Raw genomic sequence first — 14,484 nt, 5'->3', positions numbered from 1 at the left:
GCATGGATCAGACAGCACTTCGACCGGCGACGGAAACCCTGCATGCGGCCGAACTCGCCAAGCTCGAGCAGGCCGACAAGGGGCTGCGCCCGCCGGGCTGGCGGCTTTCGGCGCGTGCGGTGCGCTCCTTCGTGCTCGGCGATCCCGCGCTTGGCATCTCGCGCAAATTCTATGGCGACGATGCACTGGTCGAGCGGGCGATCGTCAGCCTGATGGGCGAGCAGGGGCTGCTGCTCGTCGGCGAACCGGGCACGGCGAAATCGATGCTGAGCGAGCTTCTGGCGGCCGCCGTCACCGGCTCGACCCGTCTGGTCGTGCAGGGCTCGGCCGGCACCATGGAAGAACATTTGCGTTATGGCTGGAACTACGCGCTGTTGATCGCCGAAGGCCCGAGCGAAAAGGCGCTGGTGCCATCGCCGGTCCTGCAGGCGATGCGGGCCGGCCTCGTCATGCGCATCGAGGAGCTGACGCGCTGCCCGCCGGAGATCCAGGACGGGCTGATCTCGATCCTGTCGGAAAAGATGATCGCCATTCCCGAACTCGGCGATGGCGCGATCGTGCGCGCCGCACCCGGCTTCAACATCATCGGCACGGCGAACCTTCGCGACCGCGGCGTCAGCGAAATGTCGAGCGCCTTGAAGCGCCGCTTCAATTTCGAGACCGTGCATCCGATCACCGACCCGGCCTTCGAACGCGAATTGATCGAGCGCCGTCTTGCCGACCGCCTGGCGCCCTCCGGCATCAAGCCCGATATGTCGGAGGCAGCCCTTGGCATCCTCGTCTCCTGCTTCCAGGATCTGAGGGCCGGGCGAACGGCCGAAGGCGTGACGCTGCAGAAACCGACCGCCGTCATGTCGACTGCCGAAGCGGTCAATGTCGCCCATGCCGCCGCCCTCGAAGCCGCCTATCTCGGCGACGGCAGGGTGACCGGCGCCCATCTCGCCCGCCAGATCGGCGGCATCGTCATGAAGGACGATCCGGAAGACGGCCGCAAGTTCAAGTCCTATGTCGATCACATCGTCAAGGACCGCGCCCGCTCGGGAAGCGACTGGCGCTCCTTCTATGACGCCGCGCGCGCCTTGAGGCTCGACTGAATGGAGGCGGCAGCGGCAGCGGCGGAACGTCAGGACTTTCTCGCCTACGGGCAGCGGCTGACCTCGGGCGAGGGCGGGTATTTCTTCTTCCCGATCCGCCATCACAGCCCCGCCTGCGCGCTGCACCTTGCTAGAGCCCTGGCCGAAATCCGCCCGCGCGCCATCGTTCTCGAAATGCCGGCGGATTTTGCGCCGCTGCTGCCGCTGCTTTCGCATCCCGATATCAGGCTGCCGATCGCCATCGTCTCCGTCGCCGACGGGGAAAAGACCTCCGACGAGCGCCTTCCTGTCGGATACTGGCCGTTTTCGGCGACCTCGCCGGAATGGGCGGCGCTGCGGCTGGCGGGCGAATTCGGCAGCGCCGTCATTCTGGCCGACCGGGAGAGCGGCGCCCGCCTGGCCGCCGCGCGCGCGGAGAAGAAGGGCGAGGCCGGTGAGGACGGCGAGGAAGGGCCGAGACAGGATGAAACCGCGCCGGCGCTTTTGACCGATGAGGGCCAGCTTGCCTATTCGCATTATGCCGATGGCCTGGTGAAGCGCCTCGGCGTGCGCGATTTCAACGAGGCCTGGGACCGGCTGTTCGAATCCCGCGCGGCCGAAAAGGACTGGCGCGGTTTCTTCCGCGACGTCGGCATTCACTGCGCGCTGTCGCGGCTCGCCACACCGGCCGAGGAGATCGCCGCCGACGACACGCTGGCCCGCGAGGCCTGCATGCGGGGGGCGATGGCAAAGGCTCAGGCGCTTTCCGGCGACGGGCCGATCGCCGTCATTACCGGCGGATTCCATACGCCTGTGATGATCGATCCCCCGCCGGGGAGGCCCGAGGAGGCGAAGGTGCAGGCCGGGCCGGGCATTCAGACGAAATCCTATCTGATCCGCTACAGCCACGACCATCTCGACCGGATCAACGGCTACGGCGCCGGCATGCCGTCGCCGCGCTGGTACGAACGGCTGCAGCAGCGGATCGCCGAGGGCCATGACGATCCCTTCGCCGAGGCGGCGACCGATGTGGTGCTCGACCTCACCCAGCGCCTGCGCCGCGACCGGCCGAATTTCACCCCGCCGCTGCCCTCGCTGGCTGCAACCGTCGGCCAGGCGCAGGCGCTGGCCGATCTGCGCGGATTGCAGGGTCCGGGGCGTGCTGAAATTCTCGATGCGGCGCGCTCCTGCCTCATGAAGGGGGAAGATCCCCGCAGCGGTTCGCCGCTGATGGAGGCGCTGCTTGCCGAGCTCACCGGTGAAGGCATTGGCGAGGTGCCGCGCGGCGCCGGCGCTCCGCCGCTGGTGGAAGCGGTGCGCCGGCGGGCCCGGGCACTCGGTTTCCGCATCGAGGACGGCACCGAGCGCAACCGCCTGCTCGATATCCATCGCAAGCCCCGCCATCTTGCCGCCAGCCGCTTCCTGCATGTGATGGCCTTGCTCGGCACCGGCTTCGGCCGTTGTGTCAGAGGGCCGGATTGGGCGGGCGGCATTGCCACCGACGTGCTCTTCGAGGAATGGACCTATCGATGGTCGCCGGCCGTCGAAAGCCGGTTGGTGGCGCTGTCGATCGACGGCGATACGGTGGAGCGCGCCGCCGACGCCGTTCTCGCCCGCCGGGTCCAGGCGCTCGGCGAGGAAGGACAGGCGAAAAACGCCCATGCGGCCATCCGCCTGCTGATGGTCGCCGCCCAGGCGGGTCTTGCCAGATCCTGCGGCGCGCTGATTGCCGCGATCGGTCCGGCCGTTGCCACCGATCCGGATTTCGCCCGGGTCGCGGTCTGCCTGTCGATGCTCGACAATCTGCAGCGCGGCCGCAAGGCGCTGGGTTTTGCCGGTATGCCGGGGCCGGATGAACTGCGCCTCATCGCCTATCGCCGGGCGATCGACCTGCTGCCGGACCTCGAAACCGCCAAGGACGAGGACGTGCCGCGTTATGTCGATGCGCTGGCAACGCTGAACGAGATTGCCGAAGCCGGCGCGCAAGCCGGAGAAGGCGAGCAGCCGCTCGATCTCGACCTGCTCGACGAGGGCGTCGCCGCCCTGCTCGACGGCGATCTGGCGCCGCGGGCGGCAGGCGCGGTTGCCGCGATCGGGCATATGTCGGGCAGGGTAAGTGCGGAGGCGCTCGCCACCCGCGTCATCGGCCCGCTGCAATTCAGCGTCGGCGAACCGCCCGCCCGGGTGGAGGCGCTGGCCGGCCTGCTGGCGGTGCAGCCGGCCCTGCTCAAGCGCGCGCCGGCGCTGCTGGAAAGGCTGGATCTGGTGCTCGCCGGCTTCGACGAGGCTGATTTCATCGAGGTGCTGCCGTCGCTGCGGCTGGCCTTCACCGCCCTTGCGCCTGACGAAACCGACGCGCTCGCCGCCGTGATCGCGCAAGCGAAGGGCAGCGATCTCGATCTGGCGCCGCGTTTTTCCGGCGGTCTGACGGAGGCCGAGGTGCTCGCCAATGCCCGCCTCAACGCCAGCTTTGCCGAGCTGATGCAGGCGGATGGGCTCGGGTCCTGGCTGGAGGAGCAGGCGCCATGAGCAACGACAACAAGCCCGAGGAAAGTCTTCGCCGCTGGCGCCTGGTGCTGGGCCGCTTTGCCGAGCGCCAGCTTTCGAACTGCTGCAGCGGCGCCGACGCCCGTCGCGATGCCGCGCTCGACCGCATCTACGGCGAATCCTACCGCCGCCGCGGCATCCGCACCGGCGCTCCCGAAGGCAACAGGAAGAACCCCAGGGGCGGCTCTGAGCCGCCGCAGATGACGCTGCCGGAATGGTTTGGCGAGATGCGCTCGCTGTTTCCGAAATCGGTGCTGGAGCGGGTGGAAAAGGACGCGCTCGGCCGGTTCGGCATGACCGAGATCCTCGACGACCCGAAGGCGCTCGCCGAACTTGATCCCGACCCGTCGCTGCTGGCAGCACTCCTTGCCCATCGTGGCCGCTCCGACCCTGTGATCGCGGGCAAAATCCGCCAGGTCGCCAAGCGCGTCGTCGAGGAGCTGACGAAGAAGCTGCGCCTGCAGACGAGCCGGGCGCTCTCCGGCGCAAGAAAGCGCGGCGAGACCACCGCGCGCCGCTCCAGCGCCCGCGACATCGCCTGGAACCAGACGATCCGCAAGAACCTGAAGAACTGGGACCAGGAGCGGCGTGTGCTGATCGCCGAACATCTGCATTTCCACGCCGCCGCCCGCCGGCACCTGCCCTGGCGGATCGTGCTTTGCATCGACCAGTCGGGCTCGATGGCGACCTCGCTGATCTACAGCGCCGTGATGGCCTCGATCCTTGCGACGCTGCCGGCGGTGACGGTGAAGCTCGTGCTGTTCGACACGTCGGTGGTCGACCTCAGCGACGAGGTCGGCGATCCCGTCGATGTGCTGATGTCGGTCCAGCTCGGCGGCGGAACCGATATCGGCCGGGCCGTCGCCTATTGCGAGGCGACGCATATTGCCGAGCCGCAGCGGACGATCTTCGTGCTGGTCTCGGATTTTTGCGAAGGTGCGCCCGCCGCCCCGCTCTTTGCCGCGGTGCGGCGGCTTGCCGGCGCCCGGGTCAAGCTGCTCGGGCTTGCCGCTCTCGATGAGGCCGCCCGGCCGGCCTATGACCGGGATACCGCCACGCGGCTTGTCGATGCCGGCATGGAGATCGCGGCCCTGACGCCGGAACATTTCGCCGATTGGGTCGCGGGGCATATCAGGTGAAGCGGGGCGAGACGGAGAATCCCCAGCGTTTCGATGCCGCAGCCCTCAGCGACGAGGTGCTGGAAGCCGCCTCCTCCAAAGGCCTGCTGCGCCGCGCCCGCCGGGATGTGGAGGCCGGGCTCGTTCAGCTGTCCGGCTGGGATGGCGGGGCAGCCCTTGCCGAAGCCGACGGCGAGAGTGTGCGGCTCACCGCCGGTCCGCTGGCCTCGGCACGTTGCAGCTGCCCGGCGACCGGCCTTTGCCGGCATATTCTGGCGGGCATCATTTTCATCCGCGAGGCGGAAGAGGTAAGGCCGGCCGAGGAGCCAGACGCAGCCGAGATACCGGAGCCGATCTGCGCTGAAGCCATTCCGGATCCACATGCGGAAATCCTCTCGCTGAGCGAGGATGTCATCATTCGCGCCTTCGGCCGCGCCGCTTTTATCCAGGCGCAAACGCTGTTGGCGGAACTGGAACCGGGCGCGGTCAGGATCGAAACGAGCCCGAATGCCGTCCGCATCGCGCTGGGCGCCCACCATCAGGTGCTGTATCCCACCGGCGGCGGTCCTGCCGGCATGCTCTCCAAGGCGGCGACCTCGCAACGTGCGGCGCTGCACGCGGCAGCCCTTCTCGCCGTCCGCGGCCCCGGTGAGACGGTTGCTAGTGCCGAGCAAACGCCGGAAGGCAGAGCCACGTCCGGCACAATCGAAGACGCGGCCGCATTGCTGCGTGATGCCGCGCGCCAGGCGCTGTCGAAGGCGCCTGCCGGTCTCGAAGAGCGGATCGGCGATCTCGTCCTTTCCTCGCGCACTGAAGCGATGCCGCGGCTAGGCGGCGAGCTTCGCACCATCGCCGCGATGATCCGGCGAAGACGCGAGCGGCTGGATGCGGCCAATCCCGCCGAGCTTCTCGTCATGCTGGCGCGCGCCTATGCCTTGACGGAGGCGCTTCAAGCCTCGCCCGATGAGCCATTGCTCACCGGCGCGGCTGCCGAAGCGCCGCAGCCGCTGCCGGCGACCGAGCTCGTCGGCTGTGGCCTGCGCCTGTGGCAGGCCGACAGCGGCGCGCGCGGGGTGACCGGCTATTATCTCTCCATGGACGGCCGCAGCTTCAGCGCGACGCTGGCGCGTGGGGCCGGCAGCGATCCGGGTTTTGTGCCGCGCCATGCGGCCACCGCCGAGCCGGTCTTCGGCCGTTCGCTCGCAGCAATCGCCGGCTGCACCTTCCGCCTCGAGGGCGCCTCCGCCACCGGAGATGGCCGGCTGCAGACCGGCAGCGGCCGTGCCGAGCCTCTCGCGGCCGGCTGGAGTACGGCGGTGCAAGGGATCGAAGGCGCCGTCATCGATGACTGGAAGCAATGCGCCATCCGTCTTTCGAGTGCCTTCCGGCCGAAGCTCGCGGCACCGCCGCGCCGCGCCCTGCCGCTGATCCTGCGCCCTGCCGCTTTCGGCTCGCTGCGCTTCGACGGCGTCGCGCAGGTCGGGCGCTGGCCGGTGCGGGACCGCGAGGGGGCCTGGCTGGAACTGGAGATCGAAGGCGACGAACGGCTGGAGGCCCATTTCGCGCTGCTTGGCGCGATCGGCGACCGTCAGCCGCCGCTGCTCGCCATCCTCGCCGAAGCCCGCGGCGCTGATATCGTGCTCTCGCCGCTCGCTTTCGGAACCGACAGCCTGACCTTCCTCGACCTGCCGCCGCCGGCGCCAACGACGACGGCGCAAAAGCCGAGCCTGCTCTCGCGCCTGACCAAAAGCTTGTCGCTGCCCGGCGTGCCGGAGCGCAAACCGATGCGTTTCGAAGCGCTGGCCCGCCCGCAGGCCGCCAGCCGGCGGCTGATCTCCACCGCCTTCGACGAAATCCTGGCGCTCGCCGAACTCGGCGGCCGCATGGAGGATCCGGAGCGGCTGCAGCGCATGCAACGCCTGGGGCGCACGCTCGACGACGCCGGCCTGGCGCTTCCCGGCCGCCTCGTCGGCCAATTGGCCGCCGCCTCCGGCCAGACACGCGCCGACCGCCTGCTGCGCGCCGCCTACGCTCTCGACCTGCTCGCCCGCATCGATCCGCATTTGCCGTTTGTGCGCGTGCTGCCTTGAGGCAATTTCCGGGATCTCAACCACCATGAACAAGCTTCGAGCTCGGAGAGTCATTCGCCGCCGAAAACGCATTCGCGGTCTGCTTGAAATTGCGCTTGGCGCGGATTTCGAGAGGTTATCGATCATGCTCAGCGGCTCGATACACGCACTGCGCCGGCGGCTCGGAGGCTGCGCTGGACGGCGGCGACTTGGGCGGATGCGATATCCGCCGATACCTCGATCTCGCCTTCGAGCGGCGCATCGCGACGGGCGCCATCGTCATGAGAGATATCCCCGCCTGATGGCGCCGAACCGGCACTGTTCCGGTCGCTTGCCGACTGGATAAAGATGTCGGGCCTCGAAACCCCATGCTGCTGAACCAGATGTTCGACCGCGAGATCAGCGGCTTCGCGTGTTTCGAATGTGGCTCGGATCGTGATCGTGCTGTCGTCCGCCATTGGCTGCCTCCTGTTTTGATGTCCACAGGATGAGAACGCCCTGGGCGGCTGGTAGTTCGACGGCAGGTCCGGGCCCCCATTGGAATTGTTGATATCGCCTCCCAAGCCTGCTATGTTCTGTGTTTGTTTCGGCGCGCAATTTCAGATGCCGATCCCATCGCGATCGCTGAAACCGCCATGAACGAGACAAGCTCACCTCCCGTCCGGAAAATCGTCCATGTCGACATGGATGCTTTTTATGCGTCGGTCGAGCAGCGCGATAATTCGGACTTGCGCGGCAAACCGATTGCCGTCGGCGGGTCGGCCGCCCGGGGTGTGGTGGCGGCGGCGAGCTATGAGGCCCGTAAATACGGTGTTCACTCGGCAATGCCGTCGGTGACTGCCAAGCGCAAATGCCCTGAGCTGATCTTCGTGCCGCCGCGCTTTGCCGTCTACAAGGCGGTGTCGCAGCAGATCCGTGAGATCTTTGCCGAATACACGCCGCTGATCGAGCCGCTGTCGCTCGACGAGGCCTATCTCGATGTGACGCAAAATCTGAAAGGCATGACGATCGCCACCGAGGTCGCTCTGGAGATTCGCGCCAAGATCAAGCAAGTCACCGGCCTCAACGCGTCGGCCCGCATTTCCTACAACAAGTTCCTTGCCAAGATGGCGAGCGACCTCAACAAGCCGAACGGCCAGGCTGTCATCACGCCGAAGAACGGGCCGGCCTTCGTCGAGCAGCTCCCCGTCCGGAAATTCCATGGCGTCGGACCGGCGACCACTGAGAAGATGCACCAACTCGGGATCGACACAGGCGCCGACCTCAAGGAGAAGACGCTCGAGTTCCTCGTCGAGCATTTCGGCAAGTCGGGACCCTATTTTTACGGCATCGCCCGCGGCATCGACGAGCGCCAGGTCAAGCCCGACCGGGTGCGCAAATCCGTCGGCGCCGAAGATACCTTCTCACAGGACCTCCACGCCTTTGAGCCTGCTCGCGAGGGGCTCCAGCCGCTGATCGAAAAGGTGTGGGGTTACTGCGAGGCCAACGGGATCGCCGCCAAGACGGTGACGCTCAAGGTGAAATATGCCGACTTCAGCCAGATCACCCGCAGCAAGACGGTTCTGGCACCCCTGCCGGCAATCGCCGACCTCGAGGATCTGGTCAACCTGCTGCTCGCGCCGATCTTTCCGCCGGGAAAGGGCATACGGCTGCTCGGTGTCACGCTCTCTTCGCTTGAAGGACGTGCACCGGCCGCGGAACCGCAATTGCGGCTGGCTTTTTAGACCACCGGCATCGGCTGCCACAGGCGACGACCGTCCGTCACCGCATTGGTTTTCATCCACCCATCCGCGATTTCGAGCTGGGTCGGAACCTCGTCAGACCTGCGAAGTTTGCGGGACGAGGAGAATTCCACATGCATCTGATACAGTTGTTTATTCCGGCAGCGCCGCACGCGGCGATCGACATCGAAGACATTATCGCGATGATTCAGCGCGAGATGACGGAGCGCCATGGCGGGGCGACTTCATACCTTAATTCCCCGGCAAAGGGGTTTTGGTCCAATGGCGAGGGCACTGAAGAAGATACGGTCATCGTCATCGAAGTGATGGTGAACAGTCTCGATCGGGCCTGGTGGCGCCAATACCGGCGCAAACTCGAACAGCTGCTCGGGCAGGAAGAATTGCTTGTGCGGGCACTTCCAGTCGAAACGCTCTGACCGTCTGGAAGCTTCCATGGACACGCAGTTCCGCAATCTCGAAATCTATCGCAGACGCGGCGAGTTCGCGGGCTGGCCGGCAAATTATGGTCTCTGGTCGTGGGGTGACGAAATGGTCGTCGTCTTCGCGCGCGGCAAACTCGGAGCGAAGGGGGAGTTGCACGAATTGGACCGTGATTACCCATTCCTACCCTGGCAGGCACGCAGCCTGGACGGCGGACTGACATGGATGGACGAGCCGTTCTGCGGCCGCGTGCCGGGTGGGCTCTCGCTTTCGGCCGACGAGCATTTGAACGACGAGCTCAAGGTCCGTCCCCGTCTGTCGGTTCGTGAAGACCTCTGCTCGATTGCCGATCCCATAGACTTTCTGGACGCCGAGACGATCGTCATGTGCGCCAGAACCGATGTGCAGGGCAATGCTGTCAGCTGGTTCTATGTCAGCCGGGATCGGTGCCTGACATGGCAGGGTCCGTTTCGTTTCGCCGGTTTGCATCTTCCGATCTCGGCGCGCACCGATATCGTGCCTCTCGGCAGGGACGACGCACTCTTCATGCTCAGCACTTCCAAAGAGGACGGTGCGGAAGGCAGAGTGTTCTGCGCGCGCACCGTGGATGGCGGGCGCAGCTTCGTCCTGCAAGGCTTTGTCGGCCCGGAACCCGAGGGCTATTCGATCATGCCGGCATCGACGGCACTTTCCGGCGGCGCCATCCTGACGCTGACGCGCTGCATGGGCAGAGGCGGTGGCAAGGGTTGGATAGAGGCCTTCACCTCCCATGACCAAGGGAGGACCTGGACGCCGGAAGGCTGCATCGTCGACGACACGGGCCGCAATGGCAACCCGCCGGCGCTCGGGCGGATCGAAGGCATGCTGCTGCTCGTCTACGGCCACCGTGATCCGCCATTTGGAATCAGGATGCGCATGAGTTTTGATGACGGCCGGACATGGGGCGCCGAGAAGATCATCCGCAGCGACGGCGGCACGGCTGATCTCGGCTATCCGAGACTCGTAAAACGCGGCGATGGATCCCTGCTCGCTGTCTACTACTTCAACGATGGCGACCGGGAGGAGCGTTACATCGCTGCCTCCATTGTCACGCCTGCCAAAGATCAGGAACGCGAAGGAGCCTGGGACGGTGCTGCTTCGTGCAGTCGCAATTCTGAGCCATAGCGAAGGCGAACCTCCCACGGCGCGTCCGGGAACAAAGCGGGCCATCCATGGTTCGGGGCTGCGGCAATTTGCCGGCACGAATTGGGAGGTTCGAAATGCAGAACGATATCACAGATCCGGCGGGGCGGAGCGCGTCCGCGCAGACCCCGTCCTCATCCCCAGGTTCCGGCTCCTCGCCGGGAACGCGCACATCCTTTTCCGATCTGGAAGCGAAGGTGAGCGAGGATGTTTCCGCCGCCAAGGAAACGATCAGGGACGGTGCCGACACCGCCGTCGAGAAGGCCAAGGAAGTCATGTCCGAACGCACCAGCTTCGCCGCTCGCCAGGTCGGCGGTGTTGCAATGGCGCTCGAGAAGGCTGGCGCCGAAATGGAAAGCTCCGGTCAGGCAGAAGTAGGACGATACGCCAGGCAAATCGGGCGGAGCGTGCAGACTGTCGCTCGGCGGATGGAAGGCAAGGACATCGGCGAAATCGCCACCATGACCGAGGATTTCGGGCGCAAGCAACCGCTCGCCTTTCTCGGCATCGCCGCACTTGCGGGCCTCGCCGCAAGCCGCTTCCTGACAGCGTCGGCGAAAAGGCAAACAACTGCCGCGCCGCGCGAACCATCGATTGGCCGCCGCCCCGGCACCGCAACGACCGGAGGCGAGAACAATGGCTAAATCTTCAGAGAACACACCCCTTTCCGAACTCGTCAGCGGCCTCGTTGGTGATGTCACCGGCCTGCTTCGCAAGGAAATCGATCTTGCCAAGACGGAGGCTTCGGAAAAACTTTCGCAGGCGCTCAGCGGCGTGGAGATTCTCCTCTTCGGACTGGTCCTGGCAATCGGGGCGGTCGGCGTCCTGCTGAGTGCCCTTGTCGGCGGTCTCGCGGCCTTTCTCGTGACACAGGGTTTTGCCGAAACCACTGCCACTGCGCTCGCCTCTCTGATCGTCGGCATCATCATCGCCGGCATCGCGTGGGCAATGGTCTCCCGGGGCCTCTCCGCGCTTCGCGGCAACAACCTGACACTGGATCGAACTGCGACCTCGCTTCGCCGCGACGTTGATGTTGTGAAGGACAAAATCTGATGGAAAATCCAATGGAGAAAACATCGGCCGAGCTTCAGCGGGAGATCGACCAGGACCGCCGCCGGATCGGAGATCGGATTGACGCTATCCAGGAACGGATGTCGCCAGGCCAGCTGGTCGATGAGGTGATTGCCTACGCCAAGGGAAGCGGCGGCGGAGAATATGTCAGCAATCTTGGCCACGCCCTCAAGGCGAACCCTCTGCCGGTCGCGCTGATGGGCGTGAGCCTGGCCTGGCTCATGGCAAAAGGCAGCCCGTCATCAGGCGACACGGCGACCTGGAGGGAGGATCCTGAATACCCGCTTTATCCGGCGACTGGCCAAGTCCGCAGGATCGGTCCGCCGGCCATGGAAAACGGAGCGCGTTACAGCCATTTTGCCGACGAATCCGGCAGAAGGTTGAAAGCCTTGACCGACGAAACAGGGGGGCGTGCCGGCCATTTCATGGACGAGGCAGGCAAGACCTATCGCGGCTTCGCCGATGCTAGCGGAAAACAGATCAGTCAGATCACCGACGAGACCGGTGCAATGCTCGACGCGGCAACCGGCTGGGCGGCGGAGAAATGGGAGCAGGCGAAAAACGCAGCGAGCGACCTCACCGCCCGTGCGTCCGGCGCGGCAAGCTCGCTTTCGAGCCGATCCTCTTTAGCGGCGACCAGTCTTCAGGAGCAAACGAGCAAGCTCAACGAGGCGATCCTCATCCATTTCCGCGACCAGCCGCTGGTTGGCGGAGCTCTGGCTTTCGCGGTCGGAGCGGCGATCGGCGCGGCGCTGCCGCACACCGACACCGAGGATGAATGGATCGGGGAAGCCGCAGATAGCGCGAAAGACACCCTCAGCGATCAGGCGCAGGACGTCGTCGCGCAGGGTAAAGAGGTAGCGTCGGAGGTCTATCAAAAGGCCGTGGATGCTGCGTCCGATGCTCATGATGCCGTCAAGGAGCGCGTGGTGGATGAAGCCGAAACTTTCATCAATCGCAAGGACAGCTTAGGCGGAACCGATCGAAGGATCTAAAGCGGTCGGTTCCAGGCAAGGCTCCGGGCCAAAGAGGCGCGGGGCCCGCCCCAGTCGGCTTCTTGATGCAAAGTTTTTCTGATGTATTCGAATGAGTGAACCGGCGCCGTGACCTGCCAAAGTGAAACAGGGCGGTCGTCATCCTCGGCCCTGTGCCGAGGATCTGCTACGTATCAACCGGCAGTAGATGCCCGGGACAAGCCCGAGCATGACGAAAGAGGAGTTGCCGCCTGTTTCCGCATTTCGGACAAGCCGTCCGTTACTTCTGTTCGGGCGCCAGGAACTCTGCGCAATAGGACGGGCCGTTGACGCCGGGGATGTCGGCGACGGTGCGGATGTCGCGGATCGTGTAATCGGAGTTGGTGGTGATTTCGGCCTGGCAGCGCAGATAGGCGGTGCGGGCCGACGCGATCTGCTTGCCGCGCTTGCCGTCGGCGCCTTCGGCATATTTCGCCGGAATGCGCACGGTCTTGTAGCCGCCGCGCCAGGTATAGATGGTGGTCGAGCCTTGCTCGCTGTCGCTGATCGGCGGCCCGTAGGCGGCAAAGAAGACGCCGGCCGATTTGCCCACCCAGCGGGCCTCGATCGGATTGCCGGCGGAAGGTATGGTGGTGCATCCGGCAAGCGCAATGGCAAGCCCGGCCGCGGTCATGATGCGGAAATTCATCGTGTCGTCCCTGATCTCTAGCGCATGGCTGGCAAGCCGCCCTCGTGAGCGGTTTCGCCTGTCCTGTCGTGCCCTTTAGCGCGGAACCCGGCAAAAGAAAATTGCCCCTTTGAGACTTCCGTTCGATTTGCGAGAGGTGTGGCTTTTTGCTGCAGCCGCCGACCTCCCGACCTGTCACAACCCCGTCAAAAATTCCGCCGGCTTTTTGGAATTTGGTGCTTGTGCAACCAGATAGGCTGTTCTATAGAAGCGCCGCTGGTCACGGAGTGTAGCGCAGTCTGGTAGCGCACCACGTTCGGGACGTGGGGGTCGAGTGTTCGAATCACTCCACTCCGACCAGCTAGAAACCCCGCTCCGGCGGGGTTTTTCGTTTGTGTCGCGGCTATGTCGATTTTTGCCCGGCAATGATTACGGCAACGATTGATCATCTCTAAGGCGCGTAAACTCCGCCGGGTCGCCGCCGGCCGGGTAGGGCCATGGAATGGAACTAACCCCGGCCAGCGCCGTTGTACGCGAGGGAGTCCCACTATGAGCAACGCCCGTCAGGCGCAAACGAGATGGTGATGGTACTCCCAGGAGAACGCACATGGATCTCACAACCCTTCTCATCATCGTTGTGATACTTCTTTTGCTGGGCGGCGGCGGCTGGTACGGCAGGGGACGCTGGTATTAAACGACGGTCGACGTGGCACGCATCACTGGGTTGACGAGCGCTCCGGCTAACTGAGCGCGGCGGGACGGCGCCATTGGCATTGGCCGCCAGTTCAGGCTGCCCTCTCAGTGTCTTCATCATGAAGTTCCCCCGACTCCGCCAGGGTTCGTTTGAACTACGGACGGGGTCTTCGCCAACTTCCACCATGCCTTCGGCGAGAACGGACATGAGCTGTCGAGGGCGCTCCGGTCGCATGAACGACAATCCGCGCGAAATTGCGTCACGCCACGACTGGCCGCGTTCCCACGCCTCGCAATAGGCCATGCTTTCTTGGTTATAATTTTTCTGCAGAAAAGTTATAACTAGAGGCGTGGATGAACGGGGAGCGATGCATCGGCTCCGTGTGGCGCAGAACCTGCGTGTGAAATCATCGCTAAACCGTCCCTGACCGTCCTCGCGCGTCGCGCGCTATGGATCAAAAAGAAGCCCCGCCGAAACGGGGCAATTTGGAACGGACGGATCGCACAGGAAGGAAGAGTTGGCGTACGGCTCCGTCACAAGAGGGGGCACCTGTGCGATCCTTGTGACCGAACCCATAGATAGTCGGAAAAGTTCCTGTGCGGTTCCGCACCAAGCGCCCCGTGCCTGAAGGATGGCTGTCGGCACCTTGTTTCATTCGAATAAGAGCACATCTCGGTGGAGTAAGCGTCGTCAGGAAAACAAAAATGGCTTACGAGCCTGATATGGCCGTCGTCTTCGATAGCGTGGCAAAGGCGGTGATCGTCAGTTTCCGCGGAGTCACGGTCTATCTGCCAGGTCCCTATGCTGACCGAAAGGTTGCCGTCCTGACCGCCGAAGCGCATTGCCGCCGACTTGGCTGGCGAGATTGACTGCGACTTATATCGACGATCCACAAAGGGCAGATATTTATAATTGTGAATCGCTCGT

General features: G+C 64.7%; 13 protein-coding genes and 1 tRNA gene. 12 read left to right on the top strand and 2 right to left on the bottom strand.

Translation table 11 applies throughout. The features are described 5' to 3' along the window. The first annotated feature begins 2 nt into the window (after positions 1-2). Genes V8P77_RS33830 through V8P77_RS33815 form a run of 4 tightly spaced genes read left to right on the top strand, consistent with a single transcriptional unit; the run spans position 3 to position 6,828 of the window. Entirely contained in the window at positions 3-1,094 is a 1,092-nt protein-coding gene (locus tag V8P77_RS33830; protein ID WP_261338109.1) for an ATP-binding protein, read from the top strand. Beyond that, positions 1,095-3,602, top strand: a complete 2,508-nt coding sequence (locus tag V8P77_RS33825) for a DUF5682 family protein (RefSeq protein ID WP_335916668.1) — start codon at positions 1,095-1,097, stop codon at positions 3,600-3,602. Beyond that, positions 3,599-4,759 carry a VWA domain-containing protein gene (locus V8P77_RS33820; protein WP_335916667.1) on the top strand — a complete coding sequence of 387 codons (1,161 nt, stop codon included), beginning with the start codon at positions 3,599-3,601 and terminating at the stop codon, positions 4,757-4,759. Before V8P77_RS33825 ends, V8P77_RS33820 begins: the two co-directional genes overlap by 4 nt. Then, the gene (locus tag V8P77_RS33815; RefSeq protein WP_335916666.1) at positions 4,735-6,828 is read left to right on the top strand and encodes a hypothetical protein; all 2,094 of its coding nucleotides are present in this window, start codon (positions 4,735-4,737) and stop codon (positions 6,826-6,828) included. Before V8P77_RS33820 ends, V8P77_RS33815 begins: the two co-directional genes overlap by 25 nt. A 128-nt stretch (positions 6,829-6,956) precedes the next feature. Here V8P77_RS33815 and V8P77_RS33810 read toward each other — a convergent pair whose 3' ends face one another. Continuing rightward, the gene (locus tag V8P77_RS33810; RefSeq protein ID WP_335916665.1) at positions 6,957-7,265 is read right to left on the bottom strand and encodes a hypothetical protein; all 309 of its coding nucleotides are present in this window, start codon (positions 7,263-7,265) and stop codon (positions 6,957-6,959) included. Between the two features lie 177 nt (positions 7,266-7,442). Between V8P77_RS33810 and dinB the strand changes: the two genes are divergently transcribed. From dinB to V8P77_RS33780, 6 genes are all read left to right on the top strand, one after another. Beyond that, on the top strand, positions 7,443-8,531 hold the full coding sequence (gene dinB, locus V8P77_RS33805; protein ID WP_335916664.1) for a DNA polymerase IV: 1,089 nt from the start codon (positions 7,443-7,445) through the stop codon (positions 8,529-8,531). A 131-nt stretch (positions 8,532-8,662) separates the two neighbouring features. Further along, a complete protein-coding gene (locus V8P77_RS33800; RefSeq protein WP_222030771.1) occupies positions 8,663-8,965 on the top strand; it encodes a hypothetical protein in 303 nt (100 codons plus the stop codon). A 16-nt stretch (positions 8,966-8,981) separates the two neighbouring features. Then, positions 8,982-10,133: a sialidase family protein gene (locus tag V8P77_RS33795; RefSeq protein ID WP_335916663.1), complete on the top strand. Its 1,152-nt coding sequence runs from the start codon at positions 8,982-8,984 to the stop codon at positions 10,131-10,133. A gap of 95 nt (positions 10,134-10,228) precedes the next feature. Continuing rightward, on the top strand, positions 10,229-10,795 hold the full coding sequence (locus V8P77_RS33790; protein ID WP_335916662.1) for a nutrient deprivation-induced protein: 567 nt from the start codon (positions 10,229-10,231) through the stop codon (positions 10,793-10,795). Continuing rightward, positions 10,788-11,204: a phage holin family protein gene (locus tag V8P77_RS33785; protein WP_025393550.1), complete on the top strand. Its 417-nt coding sequence runs from the start codon at positions 10,788-10,790 to the stop codon at positions 11,202-11,204. Before V8P77_RS33790 ends, V8P77_RS33785 begins: the two co-directional genes overlap by 8 nt. After that, the gene (locus V8P77_RS33780) at positions 11,204-12,217 is read left to right on the top strand and encodes a DUF3618 domain-containing protein (RefSeq protein WP_335916661.1); all 1,014 of its coding nucleotides are present in this window, start codon (positions 11,204-11,206) and stop codon (positions 12,215-12,217) included. The genes V8P77_RS33785 and V8P77_RS33780 overlap by 1 nt, the downstream gene beginning before the upstream one ends. Before the next feature lie 259 nt (positions 12,218-12,476). On the opposite strand, the gene V8P77_RS33775 is transcribed toward V8P77_RS33780, so the two are convergent. Next, entirely contained in the window at positions 12,477-12,884 is a 408-nt protein-coding gene (locus tag V8P77_RS33775; protein ID WP_025393552.1) for a hypothetical protein, read from the bottom strand. Positions 12,885-13,146: 262 nt separating this feature from the next. Here V8P77_RS33775 and V8P77_RS33770 point away from each other — a divergent pair. Next, positions 13,147-13,223, top strand: a tRNA-Pro gene (locus V8P77_RS33770). A 1,038-nt stretch (positions 13,224-14,261) separates the two neighbouring features. After that, positions 14,262-14,426: a hypothetical protein gene (locus V8P77_RS33765; RefSeq protein ID WP_335916660.1), complete on the top strand. Its 165-nt coding sequence runs from the start codon at positions 14,262-14,264 to the stop codon at positions 14,424-14,426. The last annotated feature ends 58 nt before the right edge of the window (positions 14,427-14,484 follow it).

Source organism: Rhizobium aouanii (assembly GCF_037002925.1).
Taxonomy (GTDB): Bacteria; Pseudomonadota; Alphaproteobacteria; order Rhizobiales; family Rhizobiaceae; genus Rhizobium; species Rhizobium aouanii.
This window is presented reverse-complemented; position numbering and strand designations above follow the sequence as displayed.

What these genes read in the sequence shown, in the direction of transcription:
- V8P77_RS33795 (WP_335916663.1), top strand. Translation starts at nt 8,982, where the DNA reads ATGGACACGCAGTTCCGCAATCTCGAAATCTATCGCAGACGCGGCGAG.
- V8P77_RS33830 (WP_261338109.1), top strand. Translation starts at nt 3, where the DNA reads ATGGATCAGACAGCACTTCGACCGGCGACGGAAACCCTGCATGCGGCC.
- V8P77_RS33810 (WP_335916665.1), bottom strand. Translation starts at nt 7,265, where the DNA reads ATGGCGGACGACAGCACGATCACGATCCGAGCCACATTCGAAACACGC.
- V8P77_RS33785 (WP_025393550.1), top strand. Translation starts at nt 10,788, where the DNA reads ATGGCTAAATCTTCAGAGAACACACCCCTTTCCGAACTCGTCAGCGGC.
- V8P77_RS33780 (WP_335916661.1), top strand. Translation starts at nt 11,204, where the DNA reads ATGGAAAATCCAATGGAGAAAACATCGGCCGAGCTTCAGCGGGAGATC.
- V8P77_RS33775 (WP_025393552.1), bottom strand. Translation starts at nt 12,884, where the DNA reads ATGAATTTCCGCATCATGACCGCGGCCGGGCTTGCCATTGCGCTTGCC.
- V8P77_RS33765 (WP_335916660.1), top strand. Translation starts at nt 14,262, where the DNA reads ATGGCTTACGAGCCTGATATGGCCGTCGTCTTCGATAGCGTGGCAAAG.
- V8P77_RS33790 (WP_335916662.1), top strand. Translation starts at nt 10,229, where the DNA reads ATGCAGAACGATATCACAGATCCGGCGGGGCGGAGCGCGTCCGCGCAG.
- dinB (WP_335916664.1), top strand. Translation starts at nt 7,443, where the DNA reads ATGAACGAGACAAGCTCACCTCCCGTCCGGAAAATCGTCCATGTCGAC.
- V8P77_RS33800 (WP_222030771.1), top strand. Translation starts at nt 8,663, where the DNA reads ATGCATCTGATACAGTTGTTTATTCCGGCAGCGCCGCACGCGGCGATC.
- V8P77_RS33820 (WP_335916667.1), top strand. Translation starts at nt 3,599, where the DNA reads ATGAGCAACGACAACAAGCCCGAGGAAAGTCTTCGCCGCTGGCGCCTG.
- V8P77_RS33825 (WP_335916668.1), top strand. Translation starts at nt 1,095, where the DNA reads ATGGAGGCGGCAGCGGCAGCGGCGGAACGTCAGGACTTTCTCGCCTAC.